Source organism: Kitasatospora sp. GP30 (assembly GCF_029892145.1).
GTDB classification, from domain to species: Bacteria; Actinomycetota; Actinomycetes; order Streptomycetales; family Streptomycetaceae; genus Kitasatospora; species Kitasatospora acidiphila.
Genome location: NZ_JARZAH010000013.1, coordinates 116,008 through 139,520 on the forward strand (window position 1 = coordinate 116,008; position 23,513 = coordinate 139,520).

Below are 23,513 nucleotides of genomic sequence, written 5' to 3' on the forward strand. Positions count from 1 at the left end.
AAAGGCCCGCCACGATTGCCGTGACGGGCCTTCTGACCTGCTGTTTTGCTGCTCTTATCGGTTGAAGGCGGCCTTGATGCTGTCCAGCACGACGTCCAGCGGGGCATCGGTCCGGGCCACTGTGATGAGCACCTCACCACCAGGTGTGGCACTCAGTGCGCTGGCGACCCCGAGATCACCGGGCAGCGTGCCATTCCCACTGGCACTGGGTGTCACAGCAGTGCCACGGCGCCGCACCCCGCTCGGCGGGGTCGCCCAGAAGGTCCCGCGGATCACCTCGAAGGAGTGGTCGAGCTGGGCCTCCACGTCCCCGTGCCCGCCGGCCCGCAGCCAGCGCCGCAGCACGTGGTTGTGGGCCGCGACCACGGCCGCCGCCGAGACCTCCGCCAGCATCGAGTCGTCGTCCCCGCCGTGCTGCCAGCCCGGCGGAATGCTGTCCGAGGCGTCGAACCGGCCCAGCAGGTAGCGGGTGAAGAGCCGCTCGTAGCGGGACACCACCGCGATCTCCCGCTCCCGCAGCGCCGGCACCTGACGGATCAACTGGTAACGGGCCACCGAGACCCCGGGCGTGGAGGCGTACATCCGCAGCACCTCCTTGATGCCGCGGCACACCACGTCCAGCGGGTGCTCCTCCGGCTCGGCGCTGGCCAGCAGGTCGGCCACCCGCACCAGGGTGTCGTCGTGGTCCGGGAAGATCGCCTCCTCCTTGGACCGGAAGTACCGGAAGAAGGTCCGCCGGGCCACCCCGGCGGCGGCGGCGATCTGATCGACCGTCGTCTCCTCGTACCCCTGGGTGGCGAACAGTTCCATCGCCGCGGTGGCCAGGTCCTGGCGCATCTGCTGCCGCTGCGCCGCCGCCCGGCGGCTGCCGGGCCCGTTGTCGACGGTACGGAGGTCCTGCTCAGCGGATGACTGTTCCCGGTCCATGCCTGGAACGCTACACGCCCCCCGGGCCCGCTCAGCCCCGGTCCGGGACAGCGGTCGGGCCCCGGTGCCGTTCACCCAGAACGGGTGGGGACGCTCGGAGTCGGGTGCCGGCACCCCCGCCGGCCCGCCCCCGCTCACCGGCGGGCGTGGTCGCGGAACCCGCGACCGGTCTTGCGGCCCAGGCAGCCCGCCGCCACCAGGTGCTCCAGTAGCGGCGCGGCGGCCAGCCCCGGCTCCCGGAACTCCTGGTGCAGCACCCGCTCGATGGTCAGCGAGACGTCCAGGCCGACCACGTCCAGCAGCTCGAAGGGGCCCATCGGGTAGCCGCAGCCGAGCTTCATCGCGGTGTCGATGTCGTCCACCGTCGCGTAGTGCTCCTCCAGCATCCGCACCGCGTCGTTCAGGTACGGGAAGAGCAGCGCGTTCACGATGAACCCGGCCCGGTCGCCGCACTCCACCGGGTGTTTGCGGATCCCGCCGCACAGCTCCAGCACGGTCGACGTGACCTCCGGGGCGGTCAGCACCGTGGAGACCACCTCGACCAGCTTCATCGCCGGGGCCGGGTTGAAGAAGTGCATCCCGATCACGTCCTGCGGCCGCGAGGTCGCGGTGGCGCAGCTGATCACCGGCAGGCTGGAGGTGGTGGTGGCCAGCACCGCGCCCGGCTTGGCGATCTTGTCCAGGGTGGCGAACAGCTCCCGCTTGACCGCCAGATCCTCGGCCACGGCCTCCAGCACCAGGTCCGCCTGGTTCAGGTCGGCCAGCGAACCGCTGGCGGTGACCAGGCCCAGGGTGGTGTCGCGCTGCTCCGCGGTCAGCCGGCCCTTGGCCACCGAGCGGTCCAGCGACTTGGCGAGCTGGGCCTTGGCCCGGTCGGCCTTCTCCTGACTGCGGGCGACCAGGGTGACCGGGTGGCCGGCCTTGGCGAAGACCTCGGCGATACCGGTGGCCATGGTGCCCGAACCGCAGACGCCGACCGCGTGCACCGGGCGCCCGGCGACCCGGGCCGCCGCGCCGGTGCTCGGCTCGGCCACCACCCGGGACGAGCCTGGCGCCTCGTAGCTGTAGAAACCGCGGCCGGTCTTGCGGCCCAGCAGGCCCGCCGAGACCAGCTGGCCGAGGATCGGCGCCGGGGCGTGCAGCCGGTCCCTGGACTGCTCGTACATCGCCTCCAGCACGGTGCGGGCGGTGTCCAGACCGATCAGGTCGAGCAGCGCCAGCGGGCCCATCGGCAGGCCGCAGCCCAGCCGCATCGCGGCGTCGATGTCCTCCCGGGTGGCGTAGCGGGACTCGAACATCGCGGCGGCCTGGTTGAGGTAGGCGAAGAGCAGCCCGTTGACCACGAAGCCGGCCCGGTCACCCGCCGCCACCGGCTCCTTGCCCAGCTCGCGGGCGAACTCGGCGGCCTGCTCGGCAACTTGAGGGGACGTGAGGACGCTGCGCACCACCTCGACCAGCTTCATCGCGTGCACCGGGTTGAAGAAGTGCAGGCCCAGCACCTTCTCCGGGCGGCCGGTGGCGGCGGCGATCCGGGTCACCGAGAGCGAGGTGGTGCCGGTGGCTAGCACGGTCTCCGGCGGGCAGATCCGGTCCAGCTCGGCGAACAGCTCGCGCTTGAGCTCCAGTTGCTCGGGGATCTCCTCGATCACCAGGTCGGCCTCGGCGGCGGCGGACAGCTGCTCGCCGACGGTGATCCGGGCGAGCACGGCGGTGCGCTCCTCGGCGGTCAGCCGCTCGCGGGCCACGGCGTGCGCGGTGGCCTCCTCGATCCGGGCCAGGGCCTTGGCGGCGGACGCGCCGTCGGCCTCGATGCCGATCACCCGGCGGCCGGAGCGGGCCACGGCGACGGCGATTCCGGCACCCATGGTGCCCACGCCGACCACGGCGACGGTGGGGAAGGGGGCGGTGCCTTCGGGAGTTTCGGGAGTTGCGGTGCTTTCGGTGGTTGCGGTCTCGGGAGCCTGCATCGTTGCTGGTCCTTTCGGAGAGGCCGAAGGCCCTGAGCACGCCGTGATCAGGGCACGGTGTGATCAGGGGGTCGGCGAACGCGGCCGGGGCGACGGCCGGGCGGGTGGTGGCGCGGTGGCGCGCGAGGGACGCGTGGGGCACCGGCGCGCGCTCGGGGCGGCCGGCGGTGCGCTTGCTGGTGCGCTTTCTGGGTGCGCTTGGCGGTGCACGTGGTTGGCGATGTGCTTGCCTGCCGGTGCACTTGGCGGCGCGCTCGGCGTGCGTGACGGGCGCTTGGCGGTGCGTGGGACGACGGAGCTCGGCGCTTGGTGCTGGTACGCGCTCGACGGCGGCCAGTCCGCTCTGGCCGGACCGCGAGGTGGCGTGACTCGGGGCACATGGCCCCGGCTGAAGGCAGGCCCGACGCGGTGGATCACCGGCGGACCGTGCAATGACACCCGGCCGCACGCGGGACGTGCGGCGCCCGCCGGTGCGGCTCCCGAAGCCCGGCGGTGGTGCGTGCCGGTCACTGTAGCGAAGTTACCGCCAGGTAGGAAGAGGGTGGCGGCGGGAAGTGGCGGCGGGAAAACGTAACGCGGTGCTATCAGCTGATCGACCGTCAGTTTTCGGTTCGCCAATGCACTCGTATGGGTAATTCCTCCGCCAATGGGTGAGCGGGAGGATGGATCGCATGAGTACCACCACCGCTGAGCAGGTCTCCTTCGATGCATCGGCGCACGGCTCGGGCTCGACCGGCCTGCCGGACGGCCGGCCCGCCGGGGAGCCGATCGCCGAGCGGTTGCCCGCTGCCGACGGCCGGGCCGACCGCGCGGCTCGGGCGCGGGTCGCGGCCGCCCGGCTCAGCGCGGAGGGCGTCGAGGGGGTGATCCTCAGCTGGGTGGACAACGCGGGGCTGGCCCGGGTGAAGACCGTCCCGGTCCGCCGCCTGGAGCACGCGGCCGTCTGGGGGGTCGGCGCCGCCCCCTGCTTCGACGTGGTCCTGGTCGACGACAGCTTCACCACCAGTCACCACATCGGCGGTCCGGTCGGCGATCTGCGGCTGATCCCCGATCTCGGCCGGCTCACCAAGCTGGCCGGCCAGCCCGGCTGGGCCTGGGCGCCCGCCGACCGGTTCGACCAGGACGGCTCCGAACACCCCGGCTGCCAGCGCCGGTTCGCCCAGCGCATGATCGCCGCGGCCGCCGCCCGCGGGCTGGAGCTGCGGGCCGGCATCGAGATCGAATGGGTGGTCGCGCTGGCCGGCCCGCCCAGCGAACCGCCGGTCTACCCGTCCCACGGCCCGGCCTACGGCTTCAACCGCCTGGTCGACCTCTCCGACTACCTCCGCGATCTGCTGCACGCCCTGGACGAACAGGGCCTGCCCGTGCTGCAGCTCCATCCCGAGTACACCACCGGCCAGTTCGAGGTCTCCACCGCCCCGGAGGACCCGCTCGGCGCCGCCGACACCAGCGTGCTGGTCCGCCAGACCGTCCGCGCGGTCGGCGCCCGGCACGGCCTGCGCACCTCCTTCGCCCCCGCCGTCGAGGCCGGCGGCGTCGGCAACGGCGGCCATCTGCACCTCTCCCTCTGGCGCGACGGGCAGAACCTCGGCAAGGGCGGCCCCGGGCCCTACGGGCTCACCGGCGAGAACGAATCCTTCCTGGCCGGTGTGCTGGCCGAGCTGCCGGCGCTGCTCGCGCTCGGCGCTCCCAGCCCCGCCAGCTACCTGCGGCTGGTCCCGCAGCACTGGGCCGGGTCGTTCCAGTGCTGGGGCCGGGAGAACCGGGAGGCGGCGCTGCGCCTGATCCCCGGACCGGCGGGGGAGGGAGCGGGCAGCGCCAACGCCGAGCTCAAGTGCTTCGACCTCACCGCCAACCCCTATCTGCTGATCGGCGGCGTGCTGGCCGCCGGGCTGGCCGGGATCGACGCGTGCCGCTCGCTCCCCACCGAGGTGCCCGAAGACCCGGCCACCCGACCCGAGGGCGAGATCCCCCGGCTTCCCGGCAGCCTCGCCGCCTCGCTCGCCGAGTTCCGCACCTCGGGCCTGCTGCGCGAGGCCCTGGGGGAGCCACTCTTCGAGGCCGTCGGCGCGGTTCGCCAAGCCGAGCTGGAGCTCTTCGCCCGCCACACGCCCGACGAACTGGCGGCGGCCACCCGCTGGCGGTACTGACGCGCAGCAGCCCGGAGGGGACTGACATCCGGAGGTACCGACGTGCTCCCACCACTCATCGACCACCACACGCACAGCGTGGTGATCGCCGACCTCACCCCCGACGCCTTCCGCTCCCTGCTCACCGAGTCCGACCGGGCACCCGTTGCAAACCCCTTTGACAGCGCCCTCGGCTTGGCCGTGCGCCGCTGGTGCCCGCCCGCCCTGGGGCTGTCGGAGCACGCCACAGCCGACGCCTATCTGGCACGCCGAAGGGCCCTCGGCCCCGCCGAGGCCACCAAACGGCTGCTCGGCGCCGCCGGCCTGAGCACCCTGCTGGTGGACACCGGGCTGGTTGCCGCCGCCGGCCACCCGCTGCTGCCGCTGCCCGAGCTGAGCGCGCTGGCCGGCGCCCCGGTGCACCAGGTGGTCCGGCTGGAGGGCGTCGCCGAGCGCCTCGCCGCCCGGGCGCCCGCAGCCGCCGACTGGTCAGCCGCGCTCACCGAGGCGCTCACCGCCGAACTGGCCGGAGCCGTGGCGGTGAAGTCGGTGCTCGCCTACCGCCACGGCCTGGACATACCCGCAGAGCGGCCGAGTCCCGCCGAGGTGACCGAGGCCGCCGGTCGGTTCCTGGCGGACCGGCCGGCCCGGCTCACCGACCAGGTGCTGCTGCGCCAGCTCCTCTGGACGGCCGTCGACCTCTGCGCCGAGCGCCGCCCCCCGCTGCCGATCCAGTTCCACACCGGCTTCGGCGACCCGGACTTGACGCTCCACCGCGCCGACCCGGCGCTGCTCACCCCGTTCATCCGAGCCGTCGAGCCCACCGGCGTCCCTCTGGTGCTGCTGCACTGTTACCCCTACCACCGACAGGCCGGCTACCTGGCGCAGGTCTTCCCGCACGTCTACGCCGACACCGGCCTCACCCTGAACCACGTCGGTCCGCGCGCCACCACCGTGCTCGGCGAACTGCTGGAGCTCGCCCCGTTCGGCAAGGTGCTCGCCTCCACCGACGGCTACGGCCTGCCCGAGCTCCACCTGGCCGGCGCCGCCCAGTTCCACCACGCCGTCGCCGACCTCACCTGGCAGTGGCGGCGCGCCGGCGCCTGCACCGCGGTCGACGGCGAGCGCCTCGCCCTGCTGCTCGCCGAGGAGAACGCGCGGGAGCTCTATCACCTTCCATAGTCGCTTGGGAGGACAGAATATGGCTGTGCGTCAGCTACATGATTCTCGCGTATTGGGCGCTGCTCTGGTGCTCATTCTCGCCGGTGCCGCCACCCCGGCATTCGCTGCCGCGCCGGCTGGCGTTGCCGTGGCGGGTGCCGTTGCCGCGCCGGTTTCGGCTGCCGCGCCGGGTGCCGTTGCCGCGCCGGTTTCGGCTGCCGCGCCGGGTGCCGTTGCCGCGCCGGTTTCCGCTGCCGCGCCGGTTTCCGCTGCGGTGCAGGCTGGCCTGCTGCGGGCGGTCGAGGTCGAATGGGCCGAGCAGCACTGGGCCGACACCGCTTGGAACGACCCCACCCCGGTGGCCTTCGGTGCCGATCAGCCGAAGTACCAGTGCGCCGAGTACGTCGCCAGGGCCCTCGCCGCGGCCGGCCTGGTTCCCGGGCTGCGAGCGGACGACCCGCAGGACTCCTACTTCCACTACACCGCGCCCAGCGGCACCACCTATGACCTGCTGCTGATCAGCGATCTCCCGCCGTACCACACCCTCTACGACTACCTGATGGACAGCCGCCTCGGCAGCGACGTCGGCGACCAACCCGCGGGGGCCCGCCCGGGCGACGTGGTCGTCACCTACGCCGGCCCCGGCGGCACCAGGAGCCACACCGGCCTGGTGGTGACCGCGCAGGACGGCAGTGCCGAGCCCACCGTCGACGCCCACAACCGGGCCCGTCAGCATTACGGGTACCACTACTACGCGCCGTCGCACCTGGTCCGGATCGACCCGCTGGCACTGTCGGGCGGCTTCGACTCGGCGCCCGCCGCGTCGGGCGTTCCGGCGCCCGGCGGGCCGGTCCCGCAGGATCCGATCGGCCCGCAGGTCTGACCGATCGTTCAACTCCAGCCAAGCTGGCCGAATTTCTCATGGGTTTACCGAACTCCCATCAGTCCCAACCCTTGTGCTGCTCATTGCTGGGTCATTACCTTTCGGCTACCTGAGCGCGGCGGCCACAGCCGTCGCGCCGACGCAACCGGGAGGGGCAAGTCCCTATGGGAGTTCGTCGAATACGCACGGTGCGCGGTGCCGCCGCCGGCCTCGCCCTGGCCACCGCGGTCACCCTCGCCCTGCCCGCCGGAGTCGCCTCGGCGGCCACCCCGGCGCCGGCGGGCAGCACCGGGCCGCTGCTCAGCTACCTGGTCAACACCAAGGCCAACCACGGCCAGGTGCAGAAGGCCGAGCGGGAGATCACCGCGGCCGGCGGCACCGTGGTCTATGCCTACGAGCAGATCGGCGTGATCATCGCCCGCTCGACCAACACCGCTTTCGCCACAACGCTCCGTGGCCTCAACGGCATTGACTCGGTCGGCGCCACCCGTACCGCCGGCATCCCGCAGGGTGATGTGGAGACCGCCGAGGTCGCCACTCCGCCCGCCGCTGCGCCCGCCGACGGCAGCGAGCCGCTGCAGGCCGAGCAGTGGGACCTGCGCGAGATCGGTGCCGACAAGGCGCACCAGGTCACCCTCGGCAGCCGTGACGTGGTGGTCGGGGTGCTGGACTCCGGGATCGACGCCACTCATGAGGACCTGGCCGCCAACGTGGACTCGTCGCTCTCCGCCTCCTGCATCAACGGCGGTGCTCCGGACACCAGTTGGCAGTCCTGGCAGCCCACCAGCAGCCCGCACGGCACGCACGTCGCCGGCACCATCGCCGCGGCCAAGAACGGCAAGGGCATCGTCGGCATCGCGCCCGACGTGCGGCTGGCGGCGGTGAAGGTGGTGGACAACGGCGGCTTCATCTACCCGGAGTACGCGGTCTGCGGCTTCGTCTGGGCGGCCGAGCACCACTTCCAGGTGACCAACAGCAGCTACTTCATCGACCCTTGGCTCTACAACTGCCAGGGCGACCCGGACCAGGCCGCCATCGTCACGGCGGTGCGGCGCGCGGTCGAGTACTCCCAGGGCAACGGTGTGCTGAACGTCGCGGCGGCCGGCAACTACAACACCGACCTGGCCCACAAGAGCATGGACGCCCTGAGTCCCGACGACACCACCCCGGTGAGCCGGCCCGTCGACGACAGCTGCCTCGAGCTGCCGGCCGAACTGCCGGGCGTGATCGCGGTGTCGGCCGTGGGCAGCCAGGGCGTGAAGTCCTACTACTCCAGCTATGGCGCGGGCGTGGTCACGGTGGCGGCGCCCGGAGGCGACGCGCAGTTCCAGATCCCCGACACCCCGGACCGCAACGGGCGGGTGCTCTCCACCCTGCCCGGCAACAAGTACGGCTACATGCAGGGGACTTCGATGGCCACCCCGCATGTCACCGGCGTGGTCGCGCTGCTCGCCAGCGCCCACCCCGGCGCGAGCCCGGCGGAGCTGGCCGCGCTGCTCACCGCCGAGGCCCATCCGATCGCCTGCCCCGCCGGCCCCTTCAACCCCGGCGGCACCGGGGCCTGGGCGGCCACCTGCGAGGGCTCGCCGCTCGACAACGGCTTCTACGGGCATGGGCTCGTGGACGCCAACGCGGCGGTGCGGCTGTAGGTAGGCGCCAGGGACTTGCTGGTGCACGTAGCGGGGGAAGTCGGCGGGGCCGACTTCCCCCGCTCTGCGTTTGCTGTAGATCCATTATCCCCGTGAAACGGAGCCTCTGTCGCCATCCTTCAGAATGATCTTGAGTATCGCTGCCGGCCTTAGGTTGACAGGGTCTTATCCCGCCTCTCCCTTGGAGCCATCAGTGGACGTTGCTCTGGTCGGCCTTGCCGCCGAACTCACCGCGATGGCCGCCGCCGATCACCAGGGCGCGGCCCAGGCGCACAGCGAGGACCCGGTCGCCCAACTCGCCTGGCGTCGCCTCACCGCCCAGCACGCCGACCGCCTCACCGAGATCATGGATGAGCACGGCTGGCCCACCGCGGCCCTGGTCGGTGCGGACGGCGCCCGCGCCGCCTGGCTGATCGCCCAGCACGCGGACCGCCAACTCGACGTCCAGCGGCGGGCCTTGGCCCTGATGACCGCCGCCGTCTCGGAGGGCGCCGCCAGCCCTCGGGACCTCGCCTTCCTGCGCGACCGCACCCTGGTCAACGAGGGTCGCCCGCAGATCTACGGCACCCAGATCGCCGGCATCCGTGACGGCGCCCCCGTCCCGTTCCCGTGCGAGGACCCGGATCGCCTGGACGCCCGCCGCGCCGAGGTCGGCATTCCGCCCTTCGCGGAGTATGTGGCGCAGTTCCCGGTGGCCTGACCGCGAGGTGACGGACGAGCACCAGCCGGGCGGCTTCGCTTGCGGCTTGGCACGCGGCCTCTCGTGCGGCTTGGCATGCGGCTTCTCGTGCGGCTTCTCGTGCGGACTTCCGCTCAGCTCCGCGCCTCCTGCCGGCGCGAGGCGACGAACCGCAACAGGCGTTCATTGACCAGGTCGGGGCGCTCCAAGTTGAGTCCGTGACCGGCCCGTTGCACGATCTCGGCCTGGACCTCCGGGATCAGCGCGGTGACCCTCTTCAGCGCCTGGCGCGGGCGGACCAGGGCGCTTCGGCTTCCCAGCAGGACGAGGGTGGGCAGTTCGATGGAGCCCAGTTCCTCGTCGGTGAACGGCCTGGCCGCGGGGCGGGTGTTCGGCTTGTAGGTGCGCATGCCCAGCATCAGGGGAGCGATCATCTCGGGGGGTGAGCTGAGCGCGGGGTTCGCGAGCAGCCGTCCCAACGCCGGACGGAGCGGCCGCGGTGCGAGCATTCCGAAGAGGCCGCCGATCATGTGCGCGTAGAACCGGGCGGGGACCTTCTCGATGCCGCCCGGGTCCAGCGGCGCGATCGATGCGAGGCGCTCGGGCGCGTGGATGGCCTGGTTGAGGGCCAGCCAGCCACCGTAGGACAGGCCGACCAGATGGATCCGTTCCAGTCCGAGACCGGCGAAGACCTCGCTGAGCCAGGCGGCGTTCTCCTCGGAGCCGGTGGCGACGGCGCGTTGAACACTGCGGCCGGGGTCGTCCAAGGTGTCGATCGCGTAGACCGGGTGATTCGCGCCCAGAGCGGCGATCTGGGGGTACCAGTTGGACGCGTGCCCCGCGTGGCCGTGCAGCAGCACGATCGGCTCGCCGGTCTGCGGCCCGTAGTGGTGGACGTGGACGGTGCCGTAGGCGGTTTCGACATCGAGTTCCCGGCGAGGGCTCGGCCACAGCTCCATCGCGCGGTCGTATGCCTCAAGGAACTTCGCTCGGGCTTCCTCGCTGACGAAGTGTCCGACGCTGGTCCTGGTCATGGTCCCTCCCGGTGCATGAAGCCGCAGCACTTGATGGTATGTTTGTACCATAAAAACGTTCGAAGGGAACCCGATGCCGAAGCTGGTGGACCACGAGGAGCGGCGAGCCCACATCATCGACGCGCTGCTCCGCACGGCGGCGGACAGCGGACTGCACGCCGTCACCATGCGGTCCGTGGCGATCGAGGCGGGCGTCTCGGTGCGGCTCGTGCAGTACTACTTCGACACCAAGGAGCAGCTGCTCCTCGCCGCACTCACCCGCCTGGCCGTGCGCATGGGCGAGCGGGTCCGCGACCGGGTCAGGGCGGCCGGATCCTCGACGGCTCCGCGCGCCATCATCGAGGCGGTCCTGCTCGAAGCCATACCGACCGACGAGGAGAGCCGGACGTTCCACCTCGTCTACACCGAGTACGCGGTGCTCTCCGTCACCGACCCCGCACTCGCCGGCCAGCCGTTCCTCGCGGCGCCCAACGAGATGGAGGGCTTCCTGGCCGGCCAACTGACCGCCGCCCAGCAGGCCGGTGATACCGACCCGCGCCTGGACGCCCGCCAAGAGGCCGTCGTCCTCCTGGCGGTCTCCGCCGGCCTCGGCCTCAGCGTCCTGCTCGGGCAGCGGACGGCGGATGACGCTGCTGCCGTCCTGCACTACCACCTCGGTCGACTCCTCTCTGAGGCGCGAGCGTCCGAGGGGCTATAGCAATGGGGCTTATAGCAAAGGGGCTATGGCAAAGCGGCCAGGTGAATGCCCCGGCCGGCTGCTTCCCCCTGGGCCCAGTGGTGCTCGCGCAGTCCAGCCACGACGGCGGCGACCAAGCCCGAGCCGACGCTGACCACCGCCCCGCCGCTATGCGGACCGCCGAACGCGGTGGCCGATCGGGTCGGCAGCGGCCGACGATGCGTCAGGCCCCGGCTCGCGCAGCGCAGCGCACCGCGCTGGCCGGGCCGGGCCGAGGTGCGGTGGGGCCGAGCCGGGAGCGGGCCCGGGCAGGGAGCCGGCCCTGAGGCGGCCTCAGTCCTCCAGTACCGCCAGCTCCACTCCCGGCAGGCGATCGGGCTGGGCGATGACGTCGATCTCGGTGATCTTCCCGTCCGCCATGGTGAACGCGAGCACCGGTGCCAAGCGGCCGTGCGGGGCCATGACGACACTGGTCCAGGCCGTAGGCCGCACCCACTGGATGGGGTGCGACAGCTTGGACGTGCGGGCCCTAGAGTCGCTCGCATGCCTCCCGTGCCTCCCGTGCCTCCCGTGCCGCCAACGCCCCCCATGGTTCCCGCGCTTGCGATACCCGTCACGTCTGCCAGAACCGCGCCGCCGCAGCTCTCTCCGCTGCCGCCGATCGCCGCGATCTCCTTTGACGCCGACGACACCCTGTGGGACTTCGGCGCGTCCTTCGCCGTGGCGATCTCCGCGACGGCGGAGCGGCTCCGGGCGGAGGGCCTGCGCCGCCCCAGTGGGTCGGTGACAGGGGAGTGGCTGGCCGAGTTGTGGAGGGTGGCCGAGGCCGCCGCCGAGCCCGGCGCCGGACTGGAGGTGATCCGCAAGGCCTCGTTCACGCTGGCCCTGGAGGAGTGCGGACAGAGGGCGGACCCGGAGCGGATCGCCGAGATGTTCACTACCTACAACGAGACCCGCTGGGCTGCCATGAAGCCGTTCCCGGAAGTGGTTGAGGTACTCGGTGCGTTGGCCGAGCGCTACCGGCTGGCGGTCACCACCAACGGCAACACCGACCCGGCAAGGGTGGGGCTGGACTACTTCAGCTGCGTCACCTCCGCGAACGAGAGCGGTTACCAGAAGCCCGACCCGCGGATGTTCCACCGCACCGCCGAGCGCCTCGGTGTCGACCCAGCCCAGGTGCTGCACGTCGGCGACCACCTGGCCCATGACGCGCTCGCCGCCCGGGCGGCCGGCCTCCAGGCCTGCTGGCTCAACCGCCTTGGCCCCGGCCCCGAATCCCGCACCGCCGCGGAAGCCGGTATCCAGGAGATCGCCGACCTGACGGCGCTGCTCGCACTCCCATAGCCTTCGCAGCCCCCTGCGGCTCCCCAGCTCCCGCAGCCCCTGCAACTCCCGCCACTCCCGCCACTCCCGTGGCCTTCGTGGGCGACGGCGCCTCAGGCGGGCTTGACGGCGATCTGCCCGTTGCCGGTTCGCAGGTCTATCAGGAACTGCCCGGACGGATCGTTGGGAACGCTGATGCTCGTTCCCCCGCTGTCGCTTTGGCTGGAGACCTTGTAGCTGGCGGCGGGTGCGACCACGGTGATCGCGCCGTTGTCGGTGCTCGCGTGCACGTCCTGCGCCTTGCTCGGCGCGAGGTCGATCTCGCCGTTCGAGGTCTGCGCCTGCACCCGGGTGCCGTTCAGCCCGCGGCCGGTGATCGCGCCATTGGAGCTGTGCGCATCCACCGTGCCGTTCACACCGTTCAGCGTGATGCTCCCGTTGGACGTGGAGACCTGGACATTGCCCACCTGGGAGAGGGAGATCTCGCCGTTCGAGGTCTGCCCGCTGACCGGAAGCCCCGCCGGCAGCGCGACCGTGTACGACACAGAGCAGTGCTGCCCGCAGCCGTGGAGCACCAGCACGCCGTTGTCCACCTGGGTCGTCGGCGCGGTCGGTCGGCCGCCCTGGTAGTCGACGTCGCGGTGCACGGAGGCGGTGGTGGCCCCCGCCTGCCCGTTGAGCGTGACACTGCCCGAGCCGCTGTCCAGCCGCACGGCGGTGATCTGTTCCGAGACCGCGGCGTCGTCGTGGAGCTCGTGATGGGGCCCCAGGCCGATGTCGCAGGCCGTGAGCACGCCCAGCGCAGCCCCGGCGATGGCGAGGGCCCCGAGGTAACGGAGTCTGTGCGGCATGGCGCTTCCCACCCTGAAGAGAATTTCGACGATTTCGATGACTTGACGCTCGCCACCCACAGCGGCTGGCGACACCAACGACGCTATCCCGCAGGCAATGGCCGCCACGATGGCGCTGACCCCCATCTCTCAGGTGTACCTAGCTACACCACGGAATGTGGTGCAAGCCCCAGGCGAGGCCTGGAAGTCGGTGGCCCAGCGCCGGGCTGACCGCTAACGTCCCGACTTTGATGAATGAAAACAGCGAGAGCGCCGAGAACGCCGACACCTGGGACAGCATCGCCGACTGGTACGTCGACCTCGTGCGCTCGGGGTCGGCGTTGAACGACTTCAATCGTGACATCCTGCTCGACCAGCTCCCCGCCGATCTGACGGGCCGACAGGTCCTTGACCTCGGGTGCGGGGAGGGCATCATCACCCGCGCGGTCGCCGCTCGTGGCGCTGCCGTGCTGGGCATCGACCCCTCGCCCCGCATGATCGGGCACGCCCGGTCCGGCGGGGGAGTGGAACCCGGAAGCGCGGCCTACGCCGTGGACGACGCCTGCGTGCTCGCGACCGTGGCCGACGACTCGATGGACTGGGTCACCGCCGGCCTCGCCCTCAACAACGTGTCCGACCTCGACGCCACCCTCCTCGCGGTACGGCGGGTGCTGCGGCCGGCCGGCAGCCTGGTCCTCACCGTCCCGCATCCCTGTTTCGAGGCGCCGCACGCCAGTTGGTCGCAGGCCGCCGACGGCACCGCCCGCCGGGTGGTGGGCGACTACCTCGCCGAGGGCTTCTGGCGTTCCACCAACCCCGAGGCCGTCCGCCGCGCGGGCAACCACCACCGCTCGCTCACCGGCTACTTGAGGGCGCTGCTGCGGCACGGTTTCGCACTGGAGTACGCCGCCGAACCGTCTCCGACCGCCGCGGTGGCAGCCCAACAGCCCCAACGCGCCGGCCTGCCACCGTTCTTGGTGCTGCGGGCGGCTGCTGCGGGTTCAGTCGAGTCCAAGTAGGCCGAGCCGTGGCCCGCCCCGGCGGTGGAGTCGGCGGAAGAAGGAGAGTACACCCGGAGTCCCGAGTGCCCAAGCGCGTGACTCGGCATCAACTGCCTTACTGGGAAAGCGCGGTTGCTCGACCGTCCCGGCGCTGCGTGTAAGGATCAGTGCGGCGATCTCCTCGGCTGCGCGCCAATGCCGCTCCTCCCCGGTGATCACGGCCAGGTCGACGAACAACTCGCCGACTCCGGCCAGGCCGCAGCATTGAACGGTGAGGCCCATGTGCGGTGCGAGGGTGCGGCAGGCGTCGGCCGCATCGACGGCCAGCTTGACGCACTGCTCGTCCTGCCAGCGGTGACCCGCTTGGACGAGGACGGCGCCGATGCCGGCCAGCCCGCGGCACCAGGAGCCGTAGCGCCGGGTGGCGCCGGGGCGGGTGGCGTCGGCGACGATGCGGGGGAGTTCGGCGGCGAGGCCGTCAACCAGCCGCCGGGCCATGGACTGTGAGGCGGTCATCTCGATGAGGAAGTGCGCGAGCCCGGCGTGGCCGTGCGCGAAGCCCTCAGCCAGAGCTGCCATGCCCGGGTTGGGCTCCTCGGGGAGGGGGCCGGGCGGTTCGGCGACCAGGTCGCGCGCGCACGAGGCCGCGAGTGCGACGTGGTGCCGAGCGTCCGCATGGCGGCCGGCCGTCTGAGCTTGGCGGGCCAGGAGCAACTGGCCGGTGCCGATACCGGCGAGGCCGGAGATCTGATCCGTGCGGCGACTGTCGACCGGCCCGCCGGCGATGGCCGGGGCGTTTGAGGTCGACGCCGTCAACGTCAGGTACTCAAACGGCAGTTCGGTGCCCAGGAGATCGGCGGCCTGGGTCACGAAGAGGTCCACGCCCGTGCGGCCGTCGTACAGGCCGAGGGTGAGGCGGTCGAGGGCGGGATGGGCGGCCGTCCAGCGGGCCAGGGCGGCCGCGGCCTCCCGGGCGTCCGGGCGGTCGGCATGCTGCAGCAGTTCGAGGCCCAGGCCGGCGCTGCCGTTGTAGAGGGAGAGGAGCGTGTGGGGTAGGCCGCCGCGGTGGGGTGCGGTGGCCAGTTCGTGGGCCATCCGCACGCAGGTGGTCACGGTGTGGTCGACGATGGCGGCGACCAGTCGTGCGTCGACGGTGGGTGGCCGTGGGCCGCTGCGTGAAGGCACCGCGGCCTGCCCGCTCCGCAGTTCGGCTGCGGCCGCAGTCCGCTCCTCGGCCTCGAAGCTCAGTAACCCTGCCACCAATTCGACCGCCGGGTGCCCCGGTGCAGGGAACGCGCCTGCCAGGCAAGCCAGGGTGCGATCACGGTTCACGGCCGGTTCCGAGTCGAGTACCACGGGATCCAGACCGGTGAGTGCATAGTGCAGGGTAGTCCCCAAGGCGTAGTAGTCGTCGGCGAGTTGGACGGGATGATGACCCGGTACCGCATAGCCCGGGGTGGCCCCTTCAGGCCGTTCGCCGGCCAATGCGCTGACGCCGAAGTCCACCAGCGAACACCGGCCCGCGTCGTCGAGTACGACATTGGCCGGCTTGAGGTCGCAGACCACCACCCCGCGCGCATGCACTGCGTCCAGCACCCGTAGCAGGTCGCGCGCCAGCGCCCACCCGTCGCGCTCGGCGTCCGCAACCGCCCGGTACGGTCCACGAGTCAGCACGTCCCGTCGCAGGTCCCGTGGCCCGCGGTCGCCGGTCACCAGGTACTCGTCCTCGCCGTGCCTGAAGTGGTCCACCAGCTCCGGTACTTCGGGCAGGCCCGCCAGCGCGGACAGTACCTGCCGTTCATGCCGGAGGCGGCCCCGCGCGTCAACTCCGTCGCTGTCCTCGGCCACGAAAGCCCGAGCCTGCTTGATCACCACCGTGCGTCCCGTGGCGGTCTCGACCGCACGGTACACATGGCCGTTCGGCGACCGGGTGATTCCGGCGGTGATCCGGTACCGGCCGTCGCCCAGCTGGACGCTCCCGCCCGCAGGTGCGGCCTGATGGCCGAACGGGTCGGTCACCCAGGCGGGTTGGCGGTACCGCTCCGTTGCCGCACCGGAGAACGTCGCACCGTCCGGGCCGGTGATGACGGGTTCGGTGTCCCCGTCGGCAACGTGGAACGGGCCGTACCGGTAGTAGACCGGGGCATCCGGCCGCAGTCGGCGATCGCTCACCACCCGCGGCCCGGGTCGACCGGCCAGCGCGGCGGCCAGCTCCAGCCCGACGGTCACCAGGGCCTCGGGCGCCGGGTAGACGGTGACGGCCTTGCCGACGGCGGCGGCGCTCCGCACACCGCTGTTCATCGAGCGCAACATTGGTGCGCCGGCGGCGAATTTGGCGTCGCAGGTGTGGCGCAGAAGCACCGGGAGCACCAGGTCGACAAGCTCGGGGAGTTGCTCGGGCCGGGCCGAGATGTGCAACTTCCAGCCGTGCTCCAGTATCGGCATGTCAGGGTTCCGCAGATACAACCAGTTGTCGTCAACGAGGAGTCCCCGCCTGGAGGTTGATGACTTCACCCGCTCGGTGATCCGGGCTAGGAGATCCTCGGCACTACCGGGGCTCGGTGCCGCTGGGGCCATGAGTCGACGACCTCTCGTGCTTGGAACTCTCGGGTGTGCCCGGGCGGCGGCTCTGCGGTCGGGAAGCCGCGAGTCCGCCGCCCTTGCTCACGGCCGGTGAGCGGATCAGATGTCGCCGTTGCAGGGGAAGTGCGTTGGCACCCAGGTGACGTAGGGGTCGCGGAGGCATGCCGCCGGGGTCAGGGCGGCGTCGAGCTCGTCCTCGAAAGCGATCAGGTCGTCGTTGATGTCCAGCGGGCCGGCGTCGCGGATGTCCAGGACTTGGGTGGTCATGAGGAGGTCTCCCATTCACCTTGGCTAATGATGCCTTCTGGTTCATCCATGCTAGACGCCGCCCTATCCTCGTCATAGGGGTGTGACGGTCCGATTTTCACCGGAACTTCACAACATCAGGACGGGCCTGCGCCCCATGCGCTCGCTCGGCGCGCGGGCTGACGAGTTGCCGGCCGTCCAGGGCAAGGACGCCGCAGTACTGGGCTGACCACTGACCTCGTCGCCTGCCGCCGTCGACCGGACGTAGAGGACTATTCGTCGCGGTGCCGGGAACATGACGTGATCCACGTGAGGAGCCGTCACATATCTTGCGCTGCTGCATACGAAGTTAGCCTGAGCAGCAAAACGGACGCTTCTCAGGAGACCTCACATGTCGATCGCCCACCCCGACGACAGCATCGACCAGATCGACCCGAAGTCCTACCGGTTCAGCCGAGTTACCTGGGTCAACGCGACGCCCGCAGCCGCCTATGAGCTGATCAGCAACGTCGGGAACGTGAGCAAGTGGAGCCCGAACGTTGCCGATGCGGTCTACGACGAGGGCGCCGGCCCCCGCGAGGGCGACTGGTTCACGGGCCACAACGAGGCCGGTGACGCCCGCTGGACCAGCCGCTCCCAGGTGAGCCGGGCCGAGCCGGGCGTTGGCTTCGGCTACGTGGTGGCCGGTGTCGACAACGGCATCGTGCAGTGGGAGTGGACCTTCCAGGAGTCCGGCACCGGCTGCGAGGTCCGCCAGACCTGGCAACTCCTGCGCACCGACCCGGTGCTGGGCAGCACCCGCGCCGACGTGGACACCATGCGCGACCTCATGACCGGCAGCGTCGAGGCCACCTTGGTGTCGCTGGCCCGCTGGATCGCCGAGAACCCGGCCAGCTGACCCACTGCGGGGCCGTACTCTCCGAGAATGCGGCCCCGCGCCACCTGAGCAGTCAGGCGTCCCGCTCGATCGAGGCGAGCGCCGGGCGTAGGACGTTCGCGGCGGGCGTCCGCTCGACATAGGTGCGCAGACCGTCGTGCACTTGGGCCGGTAGCCGCCCTTCGGACAGCCCGTGGCACAGCACCATCAGGACCGCGGCCTGCTCGAGCACGGCTGGGTGGGCCTGGCCCTTCACCGCGGCGCGCATCGCTCGCACCCCGTCCATCGACCCATCTGCCGTGCCGCGCGCGGCGGCCTGGATGGCCTTCCGGGCCTCCAAAGCGGCCGCGAGCCGCCGGTCCGCCTCGGGGCCGAGGGCGCCGGCGGTGAGGAAGTGAATGAGTGCCGGTAGGAACGGGGCGACCTTGGGGTGCGCCGCCCAGGAGGGCAGGTTGACGCCCTCCGGCAACGGCGGCTGCGGCAGTGGCTGCGGCTCTGCGGAGCCCAACCGGCACCAGTCGAGCTGCCACTCCCGGGGGACGAACCGGGGAGGCTTCAAGTGCCATTGCCAGGTGAGGACGGGGGCCAGGCCCTGTACCGGTAGGCCGGTGGTGCGGAACCGGTCCGGCGGCTGAACCAGGAACTCCTGGCCGCCGTCAGGATGGAAGATCAGCCCCAACTGCCAGGTGCAACAAGAGCGGTGGATCTCCGCCGTGATGATGAACTTCTCCGACTCGTCCGGCGCCAACCGCACGTGGGTACGGTCGAAGTACGGGCGGGCGCCGATCCGTTGGCGGGTGAACTCGTCGACCTGCACCAGATCCGGCTCGTCCTGATCGAGGTCGAAGAGCAGCTCGGGAACGGACGTGCTGCCGGCCGTCTGCTTGTTGACCAACGTTCCCGAGAGCGGCTCGCTGCGATCGAGTATGAGCGCGCGGATGGCCCGCAGGGTGAGGTGGGTGTCCGAGCGATTGGTCACTGTCACAAAGAGCAATGAGATGCCGAAGTCGACACCCCCATGAGCTCGCGCCCAGCCAGCGATGTCCTCGCTGCCCATGAGGGCCCCGGGCGCACGAACGGGCGGATCACTCAGCGCGTCGTCCGGGGCCGGGAGAAGTACGAAGCGTCCTACGGGATCCCGCTGCTCGACCAGGATTTCCACTGCCTCCGGCCCCGGTGCGCGGGACGCCGGCTGACTGTGGACGTGGACATTGCCGTTCAGGCTTCCCAGCTGCAGGAGTGGACCGTTGACCGTGGTCTCCGACACCGAGTTGCTGGTGCTGCTTGCCGCTACGCGGGGTGGTTGGGGCCCTTCTTCGGACATGGCCGCCATTCTGCCACCAACGAGGACCGTGTCTTCGGGGCGCCGGTCAGCCCTCGGGATGCCAACCGAGGCCTGAACCGACGGGCGCAGCCGGTCGTTGATCAGGTCGCTTGACATCCCGTCAGCGCCATAGTCCTATAGTGCTAGGAAGCTAGATAAATGAGGTTGCGGTGATCGAGTTTCACATCGAGGCCCGGTCCGGTGTCGCGCCCTACATGCAGCTGGTCCATCAGGTCCGCCAGGCCCTGCGGTTGGGTCTGCTGTCCGAGGGTGATCGCCTGCCGAAGGTCAAGGAGGTCGCGGCCAAGGTCGCGATCAACCCCAACACCGTGTTGAAGGCTTATCGGCAACTGGAGAACGAGGGCCTGGTCTCTCCCAAGCCCGGGGTCGGCACGTTTGTCACCGGTACCCTCGGCGACCCAGAAACGTCCCAACACGGGCCATTGCGCCAGGAGTTGCGGCAATGGCTCGTCAAGGCACGGACTGCTGGCATGGACGAGGAGAGCATCGAGGCCCTTTTCCTCGACACCCTTCGCAACAACCACCGAAACTGACACTGAAGAGGAGACATGACCGCGACCACCGAAGCCGTCATCGAGACCAGAGGGTTAGGCAAGCGCTACGGCCGCCGCCAGGCGCTGTCCGACTGCACGCTGAGTGCGCCCGCCGGGCGCGTCGTCGGGCTGGTCGGCCCGAACGGCGCGGGCAAGTCGACCTTGCTGCAACTGGCTTGCGGCATGCTGACCCCGACCTCGGGCAGCATCGAGGTCCTTGGCGAACGCCCCGGGTCCAACCCTGCGCAGATCGCCAGAATCGGCTTCGTCGCCCAGGACACCCCCACCTATGCTGCTCTGTCGATCGCCGACCACCTGCGCCTGGGCGCCAGGCTCAACCCGCGCTGGGACGCCGAGTTGGCCGAGCGTCGGATCCGGCAGCTGGGCCTCGACCCCGCGCAGCGGGCGGGCCGACTCTCCGGGGGCCAGCGCGCCCAAGTGGCGTTGACCGTCGCCGTGGCCAAGCGACCCGACCTGCTGCTGCTTGACGAACCCGTCGCAGCACTCGACCCGCTGGCCCGACGGGCGTTCCTGCAGAGCCTGATGGAGTTCGTGGCCGAGACCGAGGCGACGGTTGTCCTCTCCTCCCACCTGGTCTCCGACCTGGAGCGGGTCTGCGACCACCTGATCGTCCTGGCCGCGTCCCGGGTCCAAGCCGTCGGTGACATTGACGACCTGCTGGCCAACCACTTCCGGATCACCACTACGCGCCGCGACGCCGCAACGCTGCCCGCGGGCATGCAGGTTGTCCAGGCCGATCACACCGACCGGCAGAGCACCTTCGTGGTGCGGGCGGAGGCGGCGGTCGACGACCCCTCCTGGGCGATGGAGCCGCTCGCTCTGGAGGACCTGGTCCTCTCCTACATGACGCAGGGCGGCGATGCCCACCGACCTGTGCTGGAGGTACAGCGATGATCTGGGTGACTTGGCGTCAATTCCGGACGCAGCTATGGGCAGCCGGAGGTGTGCTGCTCGTCGCCTCGGTGTTCATGCTGATCTCAGGCAACCAGCTGCATACCGCCTATGCAAGCGCGTTGGCGACCTGCCCTAACGGTGACTGCTCGGCGGTGTCCCAACTGCCGGGCGAGTACGACCTTCCCTTCTACCTCGGCACTGGGCTGGTGTTGCTGGCACCGGCCTTGATCGGCGCCTTCTGGGGCGCGCCGCTGATCGCTCGTGAACTGGAGGCCGGTACTCACCGGTTGATCTGGAACCAGAGCATCACGCGGACCCGCTGGTTGGTGTTCAAGCTGCTGTTCGTCGGCCTGGCCGCCGTGGCCACCGCCGGACTGCTCAGCCTGCTGGTCTCCTGGTTCGCCGGTCCGATCGACCGGATCAACAACGACCGCTTCATCCCGATGCTCTTCGCCGCCCGAGGCATCGTGCCGCTCGGCTACGCCGCGTTCGCGGTGGCTCTCGGGACCTGCGCCGGTCTGCTGATCCGACGTAGCGTGCCGGCGATGGCAGCAACGCTGGCGGTTTTCGCTGCCGTTCAGTTCCTCATGCCGATGGTGATCCGGCCGCACCTTGAGTCGCCCGTCCGTAATGACGTGGCACTCACCGTCGCGACCCTGAATTCCGCGTCGATGATCGGGTTCACGGGCCAGTCGGCGAACGCGCCGTTCGTGGTGGCCCTGAGCGCGCCCGGTGCCTGGACCCTCTCGGGGGCCGAGCCGGTCAAGTCCGCGTCAGGTCAGACGTTCACCATGGCGGACATGCCCTGCGCACAGGCCACGGACGATGCTTCTCACTTCGACTGCCTCGCCAAGTCCGACCTCCACGTAGCGGTCGCCTACCAACCCGCCAACCGCTACTGGGACTTCCAGTGGTACGAGACGGCACTCTTCCTCGCCCTCACCGCCGGCCTGGCCGGCTTCACCACCTGGTGGCTGCGCCGCAGGCTCACCTGACCCGAACGCCAAAGCGCACACTGCGAGGGGCGGCCGAAGCCAACGCAACTGGCTTCGGCCGCTCCTGTGACAATACGAGACTGCGGGATCGGACGTGGCACTGGCCTGGACTTAGGCAGCCCACTCCATAGGGGAACATCTGATGAACGCCACAGCAATCTCCTCCCGTGATCAAAGCCAGTTCCTTGAGAGGTTCTCCTACTTCGAAGACGGCGTGATCACCGGAATTCGACTGCACATCCCCCGGGGACCCAGCGCCGGGTGGGCCGCGACGTTCGACATCCAGGCGATGGACGGAGCAGCCGGCAACGATTGGCGCCTCGTACAGATCACGGTCGGGGGCGTCTACGAATACGAGTTCCCGTGCAGCAGGCAGTACTCGTACTTCGTCCTCTCGGATGGGCTGAAGCTGGACTGCACGGACGAGCGGTGCGTGCTCGATCTCGATCCGGGGCCGGATGAGTGGCTCGCCACTCAGGTGGGGCAGGAGAGCGAGTACTCGAAGCAGTACGCCATCGGCACCTCTTGCGAGTACGAGGTACTCAGCGGACCATTCATCTGAACCGGGCCGACCGGCGGGGCTTGAGTGGGAAGACTTTCTGCTATGTCCACTGATGACAACAAGGCACTGGTTCGGCGCCGCTATGCGGAGATTGGCGCGGGCAACCTCGATGCCATGGACGAGCTTGTCGCCGGGAATTACGTTGACCACCATCCGCCGCCGTTCCCGGTGTCGCCGGGGGCGGGAGACCGGATCGCCGCCGACGGCACCACGGTCGTGCTCGGCACCCAGGTCGTCCGCAACGGCGAGCCGTACACGCGCCCGCTCGGCATGGAGTACCCGGCCTGTCGATGCGCGCGGTGTCAGAACGCAGAGCGAGAGGCGCCCTAACGCCCGTGCAGATCCGGCACTTGCTGCAGCCAGGCCGGCCGCCCCGCCTGGCTGCGCGCCCTTGCCGCCGCCTCCGCCGCTCGCAGCTGCTCGTCACTCGCGAACTCCCGTGGCAGCCACCGGTCCGACACCGCCACCCGCGCGACCAGGTGGCGAACGTACGCCTCGCGCACGATGTCGAGTGAAGCGAAGTCCTCCAACTCCAGCCACTCGCCCGGCACCATCGCAACCACCTCGCGCACCAGCTGCTCTGTCACCCGGCCCGCCAACTCCCGGTCCGCGCCCGCGACATCGGGCGAGTAGCCGCCCAGCGCATGGTTGCTCATGTCGTACGCCCGGTCCACGGCCGTCAGTGCCGTCGACCAGCGGTGGTGGAAGACCAGCCCCGCCCCGTTGTCGATCAGCCACAACTTGCCATGCCAGACCACCATGTTGGGGTTGGCCCGGGTGCGGTCCACATTGGCGGTCAGCGCGTCCAACCACACCACCGCACCCGCCTCCAGCGGCGACATCGGAACCGCCTGCCCAGGGCGGAAATCCGTCGACCCCGGCAGGTAGTCCATCCCCAAGTTCAGCCCGGCGCTCGCCTGTAGCAGGTCCTGGATCTCCGTGTCCGGCTCGTGCGCGGCCACCGCCGGGTCGAAGTCGACGACCACCAGCTCCGGCACTCGAAGCCCCAACCGCCGTGCCAGCTCGCCCACGATGACCTCGGCCACCAGCGCCTTGCGCCCTTGGGCGGCGCCGGCGAACTTCACCACGTACGTGCCGAGGTCGTCGGTCTCGATGACGGCGGGAACCGAACCGCCGGCGCGCAGCGGGGTCAGGTAGTGGAGGGCCTTCACCTGGTTCAGCACAGGGACCAGCCTAA

The 23,513-nt window shown here is 70.6% G+C and carries 23 protein-coding genes; 14 read left to right on the top strand and 9 right to left on the bottom strand.

Features of this window, described 5'->3' with window-relative positions; translation table 11 throughout:
• Positions 1–54: 54 nt before the first annotated feature.
• Positions 55–927 carry a TetR family transcriptional regulator gene (locus P3T35_RS20420; RefSeq protein WP_101382807.1) on the bottom strand — a complete coding sequence of 291 codons (873 nt, stop codon included), beginning with the start codon at positions 925–927 and terminating at the stop codon, positions 55–57.
• Positions 928–1,061: 134 nt separating this feature from the next.
• Positions 1,062–2,894, bottom strand: a complete 1,833-nt coding sequence (locus P3T35_RS20425) for a 3-hydroxybutyryl-CoA dehydrogenase (RefSeq protein ID WP_101382808.1) — start codon at positions 2,892–2,894, stop codon at positions 1,062–1,064.
• A 671-nt stretch (positions 2,895–3,565) separates the two neighbouring features.
• On the opposite strand from P3T35_RS20425, the gene P3T35_RS20430 reads away from it, so the two are divergent.
• The 5 genes from P3T35_RS20430 to P3T35_RS20450 all read left to right on the top strand — a co-directional run bounded on the left by P3T35_RS20430 (position 3,566) and on the right by P3T35_RS20450 (position 9,416).
• A complete protein-coding gene (locus P3T35_RS20430; RefSeq protein ID WP_101382809.1) occupies positions 3,566–5,044 on the top strand; it encodes a glutamine synthetase family protein in 1,479 nt (492 codons plus the stop codon).
• Between the two features lie 42 nt (positions 5,045–5,086).
• Positions 5,087–6,205: an amidohydrolase gene (locus P3T35_RS20435; RefSeq protein ID WP_280707132.1), complete on the top strand. Its 1,119-nt coding sequence runs from the start codon at positions 5,087–5,089 to the stop codon at positions 6,203–6,205.
• 253 nt (positions 6,206–6,458) lie between these two features.
• Positions 6,459–7,067, top strand: coding sequence for an amidase domain-containing protein (locus P3T35_RS20440; RefSeq protein WP_180356640.1), 609 nt, complete (start codon positions 6,459–6,461; stop codon positions 7,065–7,067).
• 164 nt (positions 7,068–7,231) lie between these two features.
• Positions 7,232–8,716 (top strand): S8 family serine peptidase, encoded by a 1,485-nt coding sequence (locus P3T35_RS20445; protein WP_101382811.1) that lies wholly within the window; start codon positions 7,232–7,234, stop codon positions 8,714–8,716.
• Between the two features lie 193 nt (positions 8,717–8,909).
• A complete protein-coding gene (locus P3T35_RS20450) occupies positions 8,910–9,416 on the top strand; it encodes a DUF6624 domain-containing protein (RefSeq protein ID WP_348533424.1) in 507 nt (168 codons plus the stop codon).
• 113 nt (positions 9,417–9,529) lie between these two features.
• Here the strand turns inward: P3T35_RS20450 and P3T35_RS20455 are convergent, their stop codons facing one another.
• Complete coding sequence (locus P3T35_RS20455) at positions 9,530–10,429, bottom strand: alpha/beta fold hydrolase (RefSeq protein ID WP_280707134.1); 900 nt, start codon at positions 10,427–10,429, stop codon at positions 9,530–9,532.
• 73 nt (positions 10,430–10,502) lie between these two features.
• Here P3T35_RS20455 and P3T35_RS20460 point away from each other — a divergent pair, with 73 nt between their 5' ends.
• Positions 10,503–11,126 carry a TetR/AcrR family transcriptional regulator gene (locus P3T35_RS20460; protein ID WP_101382812.1) on the top strand — a complete coding sequence of 208 codons (624 nt, stop codon included), beginning with the start codon at positions 10,503–10,505 and terminating at the stop codon, positions 11,124–11,126.
• A gap of 312 nt (positions 11,127–11,438) precedes the next feature.
• Here the strand turns inward: P3T35_RS20460 and P3T35_RS20465 are convergent, their stop codons facing one another.
• Positions 11,439–11,567 carry a hypothetical protein gene (locus tag P3T35_RS20465; protein WP_280707137.1) on the bottom strand — a complete coding sequence of 43 codons (129 nt, stop codon included), beginning with the start codon at positions 11,565–11,567 and terminating at the stop codon, positions 11,439–11,441.
• Between the two features lie 126 nt (positions 11,568–11,693).
• Here P3T35_RS20465 and P3T35_RS20470 point away from each other — a divergent pair, with 126 nt between their 5' ends.
• Positions 11,694–12,449: an HAD family hydrolase gene (locus tag P3T35_RS20470; RefSeq protein ID WP_180356641.1), complete on the top strand. Its 756-nt coding sequence runs from the start codon at positions 11,694–11,696 to the stop codon at positions 12,447–12,449.
• Between the two features lie 92 nt (positions 12,450–12,541).
• Here P3T35_RS20470 and P3T35_RS20475 read toward each other — a convergent pair whose 3' ends face one another.
• Complete coding sequence (locus P3T35_RS20475; RefSeq protein WP_280707139.1) at positions 12,542–13,405, bottom strand: DUF4097 family beta strand repeat-containing protein; 864 nt, start codon at positions 13,403–13,405, stop codon at positions 12,542–12,544.
• 104 nt (positions 13,406–13,509) lie between these two features.
• On the opposite strand from P3T35_RS20475, the gene P3T35_RS20480 reads away from it, so the two are divergent.
• Complete coding sequence (locus P3T35_RS20480) at positions 13,510–14,277, top strand: methyltransferase domain-containing protein (protein WP_180356642.1); 768 nt, start codon at positions 13,510–13,512, stop codon at positions 14,275–14,277.
• Here P3T35_RS20480 and lanL read toward each other — a convergent pair.
• Positions 14,260–16,773 carry a class IV lanthionine synthetase LanL gene (gene lanL / locus P3T35_RS20485; RefSeq protein ID WP_280707143.1) on the bottom strand — a complete coding sequence of 838 codons (2,514 nt, stop codon included), beginning with the start codon at positions 16,771–16,773 and terminating at the stop codon, positions 14,260–14,262. The two genes, P3T35_RS20480 and lanL, sit on opposite strands and share 18 nt — an antisense overlap.
• Positions 16,774–16,941: 168 nt before the next feature.
• Positions 16,942–17,109: an SflA family class IV lanthipeptide gene (locus P3T35_RS20490; protein WP_180356643.1), complete on the bottom strand. Its 168-nt coding sequence runs from the start codon at positions 17,107–17,109 to the stop codon at positions 16,942–16,944.
• Positions 17,110–17,479: 370 nt separating this feature from the next.
• Between P3T35_RS20490 and P3T35_RS20495 the strand changes: the two genes are divergently transcribed.
• Complete coding sequence (locus P3T35_RS20495) at positions 17,480–17,986, top strand: SRPBCC family protein (RefSeq protein WP_101382817.1); 507 nt, start codon at positions 17,480–17,482, stop codon at positions 17,984–17,986.
• 52 nt (positions 17,987–18,038) lie between these two features.
• Here P3T35_RS20495 and P3T35_RS20500 read toward each other — a convergent pair whose 3' ends face one another.
• Positions 18,039–18,944: a hypothetical protein gene (locus tag P3T35_RS20500; protein ID WP_143676932.1), complete on the bottom strand. Its 906-nt coding sequence runs from the start codon at positions 18,942–18,944 to the stop codon at positions 18,039–18,041.
• Positions 18,945–19,459: 515 nt separating this feature from the next.
• Between P3T35_RS20500 and P3T35_RS20505 the strand changes: the two genes are divergently transcribed.
• The 5 genes from P3T35_RS20505 (at position 19,460) to P3T35_RS20525 (ending at position 22,645) form a co-directional block, all read left to right on the top strand.
• On the top strand, positions 19,460–19,843 hold the full coding sequence (locus tag P3T35_RS20505) for a GntR family transcriptional regulator (protein ID WP_101382819.1): 384 nt from the start codon (positions 19,460–19,462) through the stop codon (positions 19,841–19,843).
• Positions 19,844–19,858: 15 nt separating this feature from the next.
• Positions 19,859–20,758 carry an ABC transporter ATP-binding protein gene (locus tag P3T35_RS20510; RefSeq protein ID WP_101382820.1) on the top strand — a complete coding sequence of 300 codons (900 nt, stop codon included), beginning with the start codon at positions 19,859–19,861 and terminating at the stop codon, positions 20,756–20,758.
• Positions 20,755–21,753 (top strand): ABC transporter permease subunit, encoded by a 999-nt coding sequence (locus P3T35_RS20515; RefSeq protein WP_101382821.1) that lies wholly within the window; start codon positions 20,755–20,757, stop codon positions 21,751–21,753. Before P3T35_RS20510 ends, P3T35_RS20515 begins: the two co-directional genes overlap by 4 nt.
• A 142-nt stretch (positions 21,754–21,895) precedes the next feature.
• On the top strand, positions 21,896–22,315 hold the full coding sequence (locus P3T35_RS20520; RefSeq protein WP_101382822.1) for a hypothetical protein: 420 nt from the start codon (positions 21,896–21,898) through the stop codon (positions 22,313–22,315).
• 42 nt (positions 22,316–22,357) lie between these two features.
• Entirely contained in the window at positions 22,358–22,645 is a 288-nt protein-coding gene (locus P3T35_RS20525; RefSeq protein WP_180356644.1) for a hypothetical protein, read from the top strand.
• On the opposite strand, the gene P3T35_RS20530 is transcribed toward P3T35_RS20525, so the two are convergent.
• The gene (locus tag P3T35_RS20530; protein ID WP_101382823.1) at positions 22,642–23,499 is read right to left on the bottom strand and encodes a HipA family kinase; all 858 of its coding nucleotides are present in this window, start codon (positions 23,497–23,499) and stop codon (positions 22,642–22,644) included. The two genes, P3T35_RS20525 and P3T35_RS20530, sit on opposite strands and share 4 nt — an antisense overlap.
• Positions 23,500–23,513 lie beyond the last annotated feature (14 nt).

Bases quoted from the DNA above. Each gene is read 5' to 3' on its own strand.
- P3T35_RS20430 (WP_101382809.1), top strand. From the start codon at position 3,566: ATGAGTACCACCACCGCTGAGCAGGTCTCCTTCGATGCATCGGCGCAC.
- P3T35_RS20490 (WP_180356643.1), bottom strand. From the start codon at position 17,109: ATGACCACCCAAGTCCTGGACATCCGCGACGCCGGCCCGCTGGACATC.
- P3T35_RS20525 (WP_180356644.1), top strand. From the start codon at position 22,358: ATGTCCACTGATGACAACAAGGCACTGGTTCGGCGCCGCTATGCGGAG.
- P3T35_RS20420 (WP_101382807.1), bottom strand. From the start codon at position 927: ATGGACCGGGAACAGTCATCCGCTGAGCAGGACCTCCGTACCGTCGAC.
- P3T35_RS20480 (WP_180356642.1), top strand. From the start codon at position 13,510: ATGAATGAAAACAGCGAGAGCGCCGAGAACGCCGACACCTGGGACAGC.
- P3T35_RS20445 (WP_101382811.1), top strand. From the start codon at position 7,232: ATGGGAGTTCGTCGAATACGCACGGTGCGCGGTGCCGCCGCCGGCCTC.
- P3T35_RS20510 (WP_101382820.1), top strand. From the start codon at position 19,859: ATGACCGCGACCACCGAAGCCGTCATCGAGACCAGAGGGTTAGGCAAG.
- P3T35_RS20455 (WP_280707134.1), bottom strand. From the start codon at position 10,429: ATGACCAGGACCAGCGTCGGACACTTCGTCAGCGAGGAAGCCCGAGCG.
- P3T35_RS20460 (WP_101382812.1), top strand. From the start codon at position 10,503: ATGCCGAAGCTGGTGGACCACGAGGAGCGGCGAGCCCACATCATCGAC.
- P3T35_RS20515 (WP_101382821.1), top strand. From the start codon at position 20,755: ATGATCTGGGTGACTTGGCGTCAATTCCGGACGCAGCTATGGGCAGCC.
- P3T35_RS20470 (WP_180356641.1), top strand. From the start codon at position 11,694: ATGGTTCCCGCGCTTGCGATACCCGTCACGTCTGCCAGAACCGCGCCG.
- P3T35_RS20475 (WP_280707139.1), bottom strand. From the start codon at position 13,405: ATGGGGGTCAGCGCCATCGTGGCGGCCATTGCCTGCGGGATAGCGTCG.
- P3T35_RS20425 (WP_101382808.1), bottom strand. From the start codon at position 2,894: ATGCAGGCTCCCGAGACCGCAACCACCGAAAGCACCGCAACTCCCGAA.
- P3T35_RS20465 (WP_280707137.1), bottom strand. From the start codon at position 11,567: ATGGCCCCGCACGGCCGCTTGGCACCGGTGCTCGCGTTCACCATGGCG.
- P3T35_RS20520 (WP_101382822.1), top strand. From the start codon at position 21,896: ATGAACGCCACAGCAATCTCCTCCCGTGATCAAAGCCAGTTCCTTGAG.
- P3T35_RS20495 (WP_101382817.1), top strand. From the start codon at position 17,480: ATGTCGATCGCCCACCCCGACGACAGCATCGACCAGATCGACCCGAAG.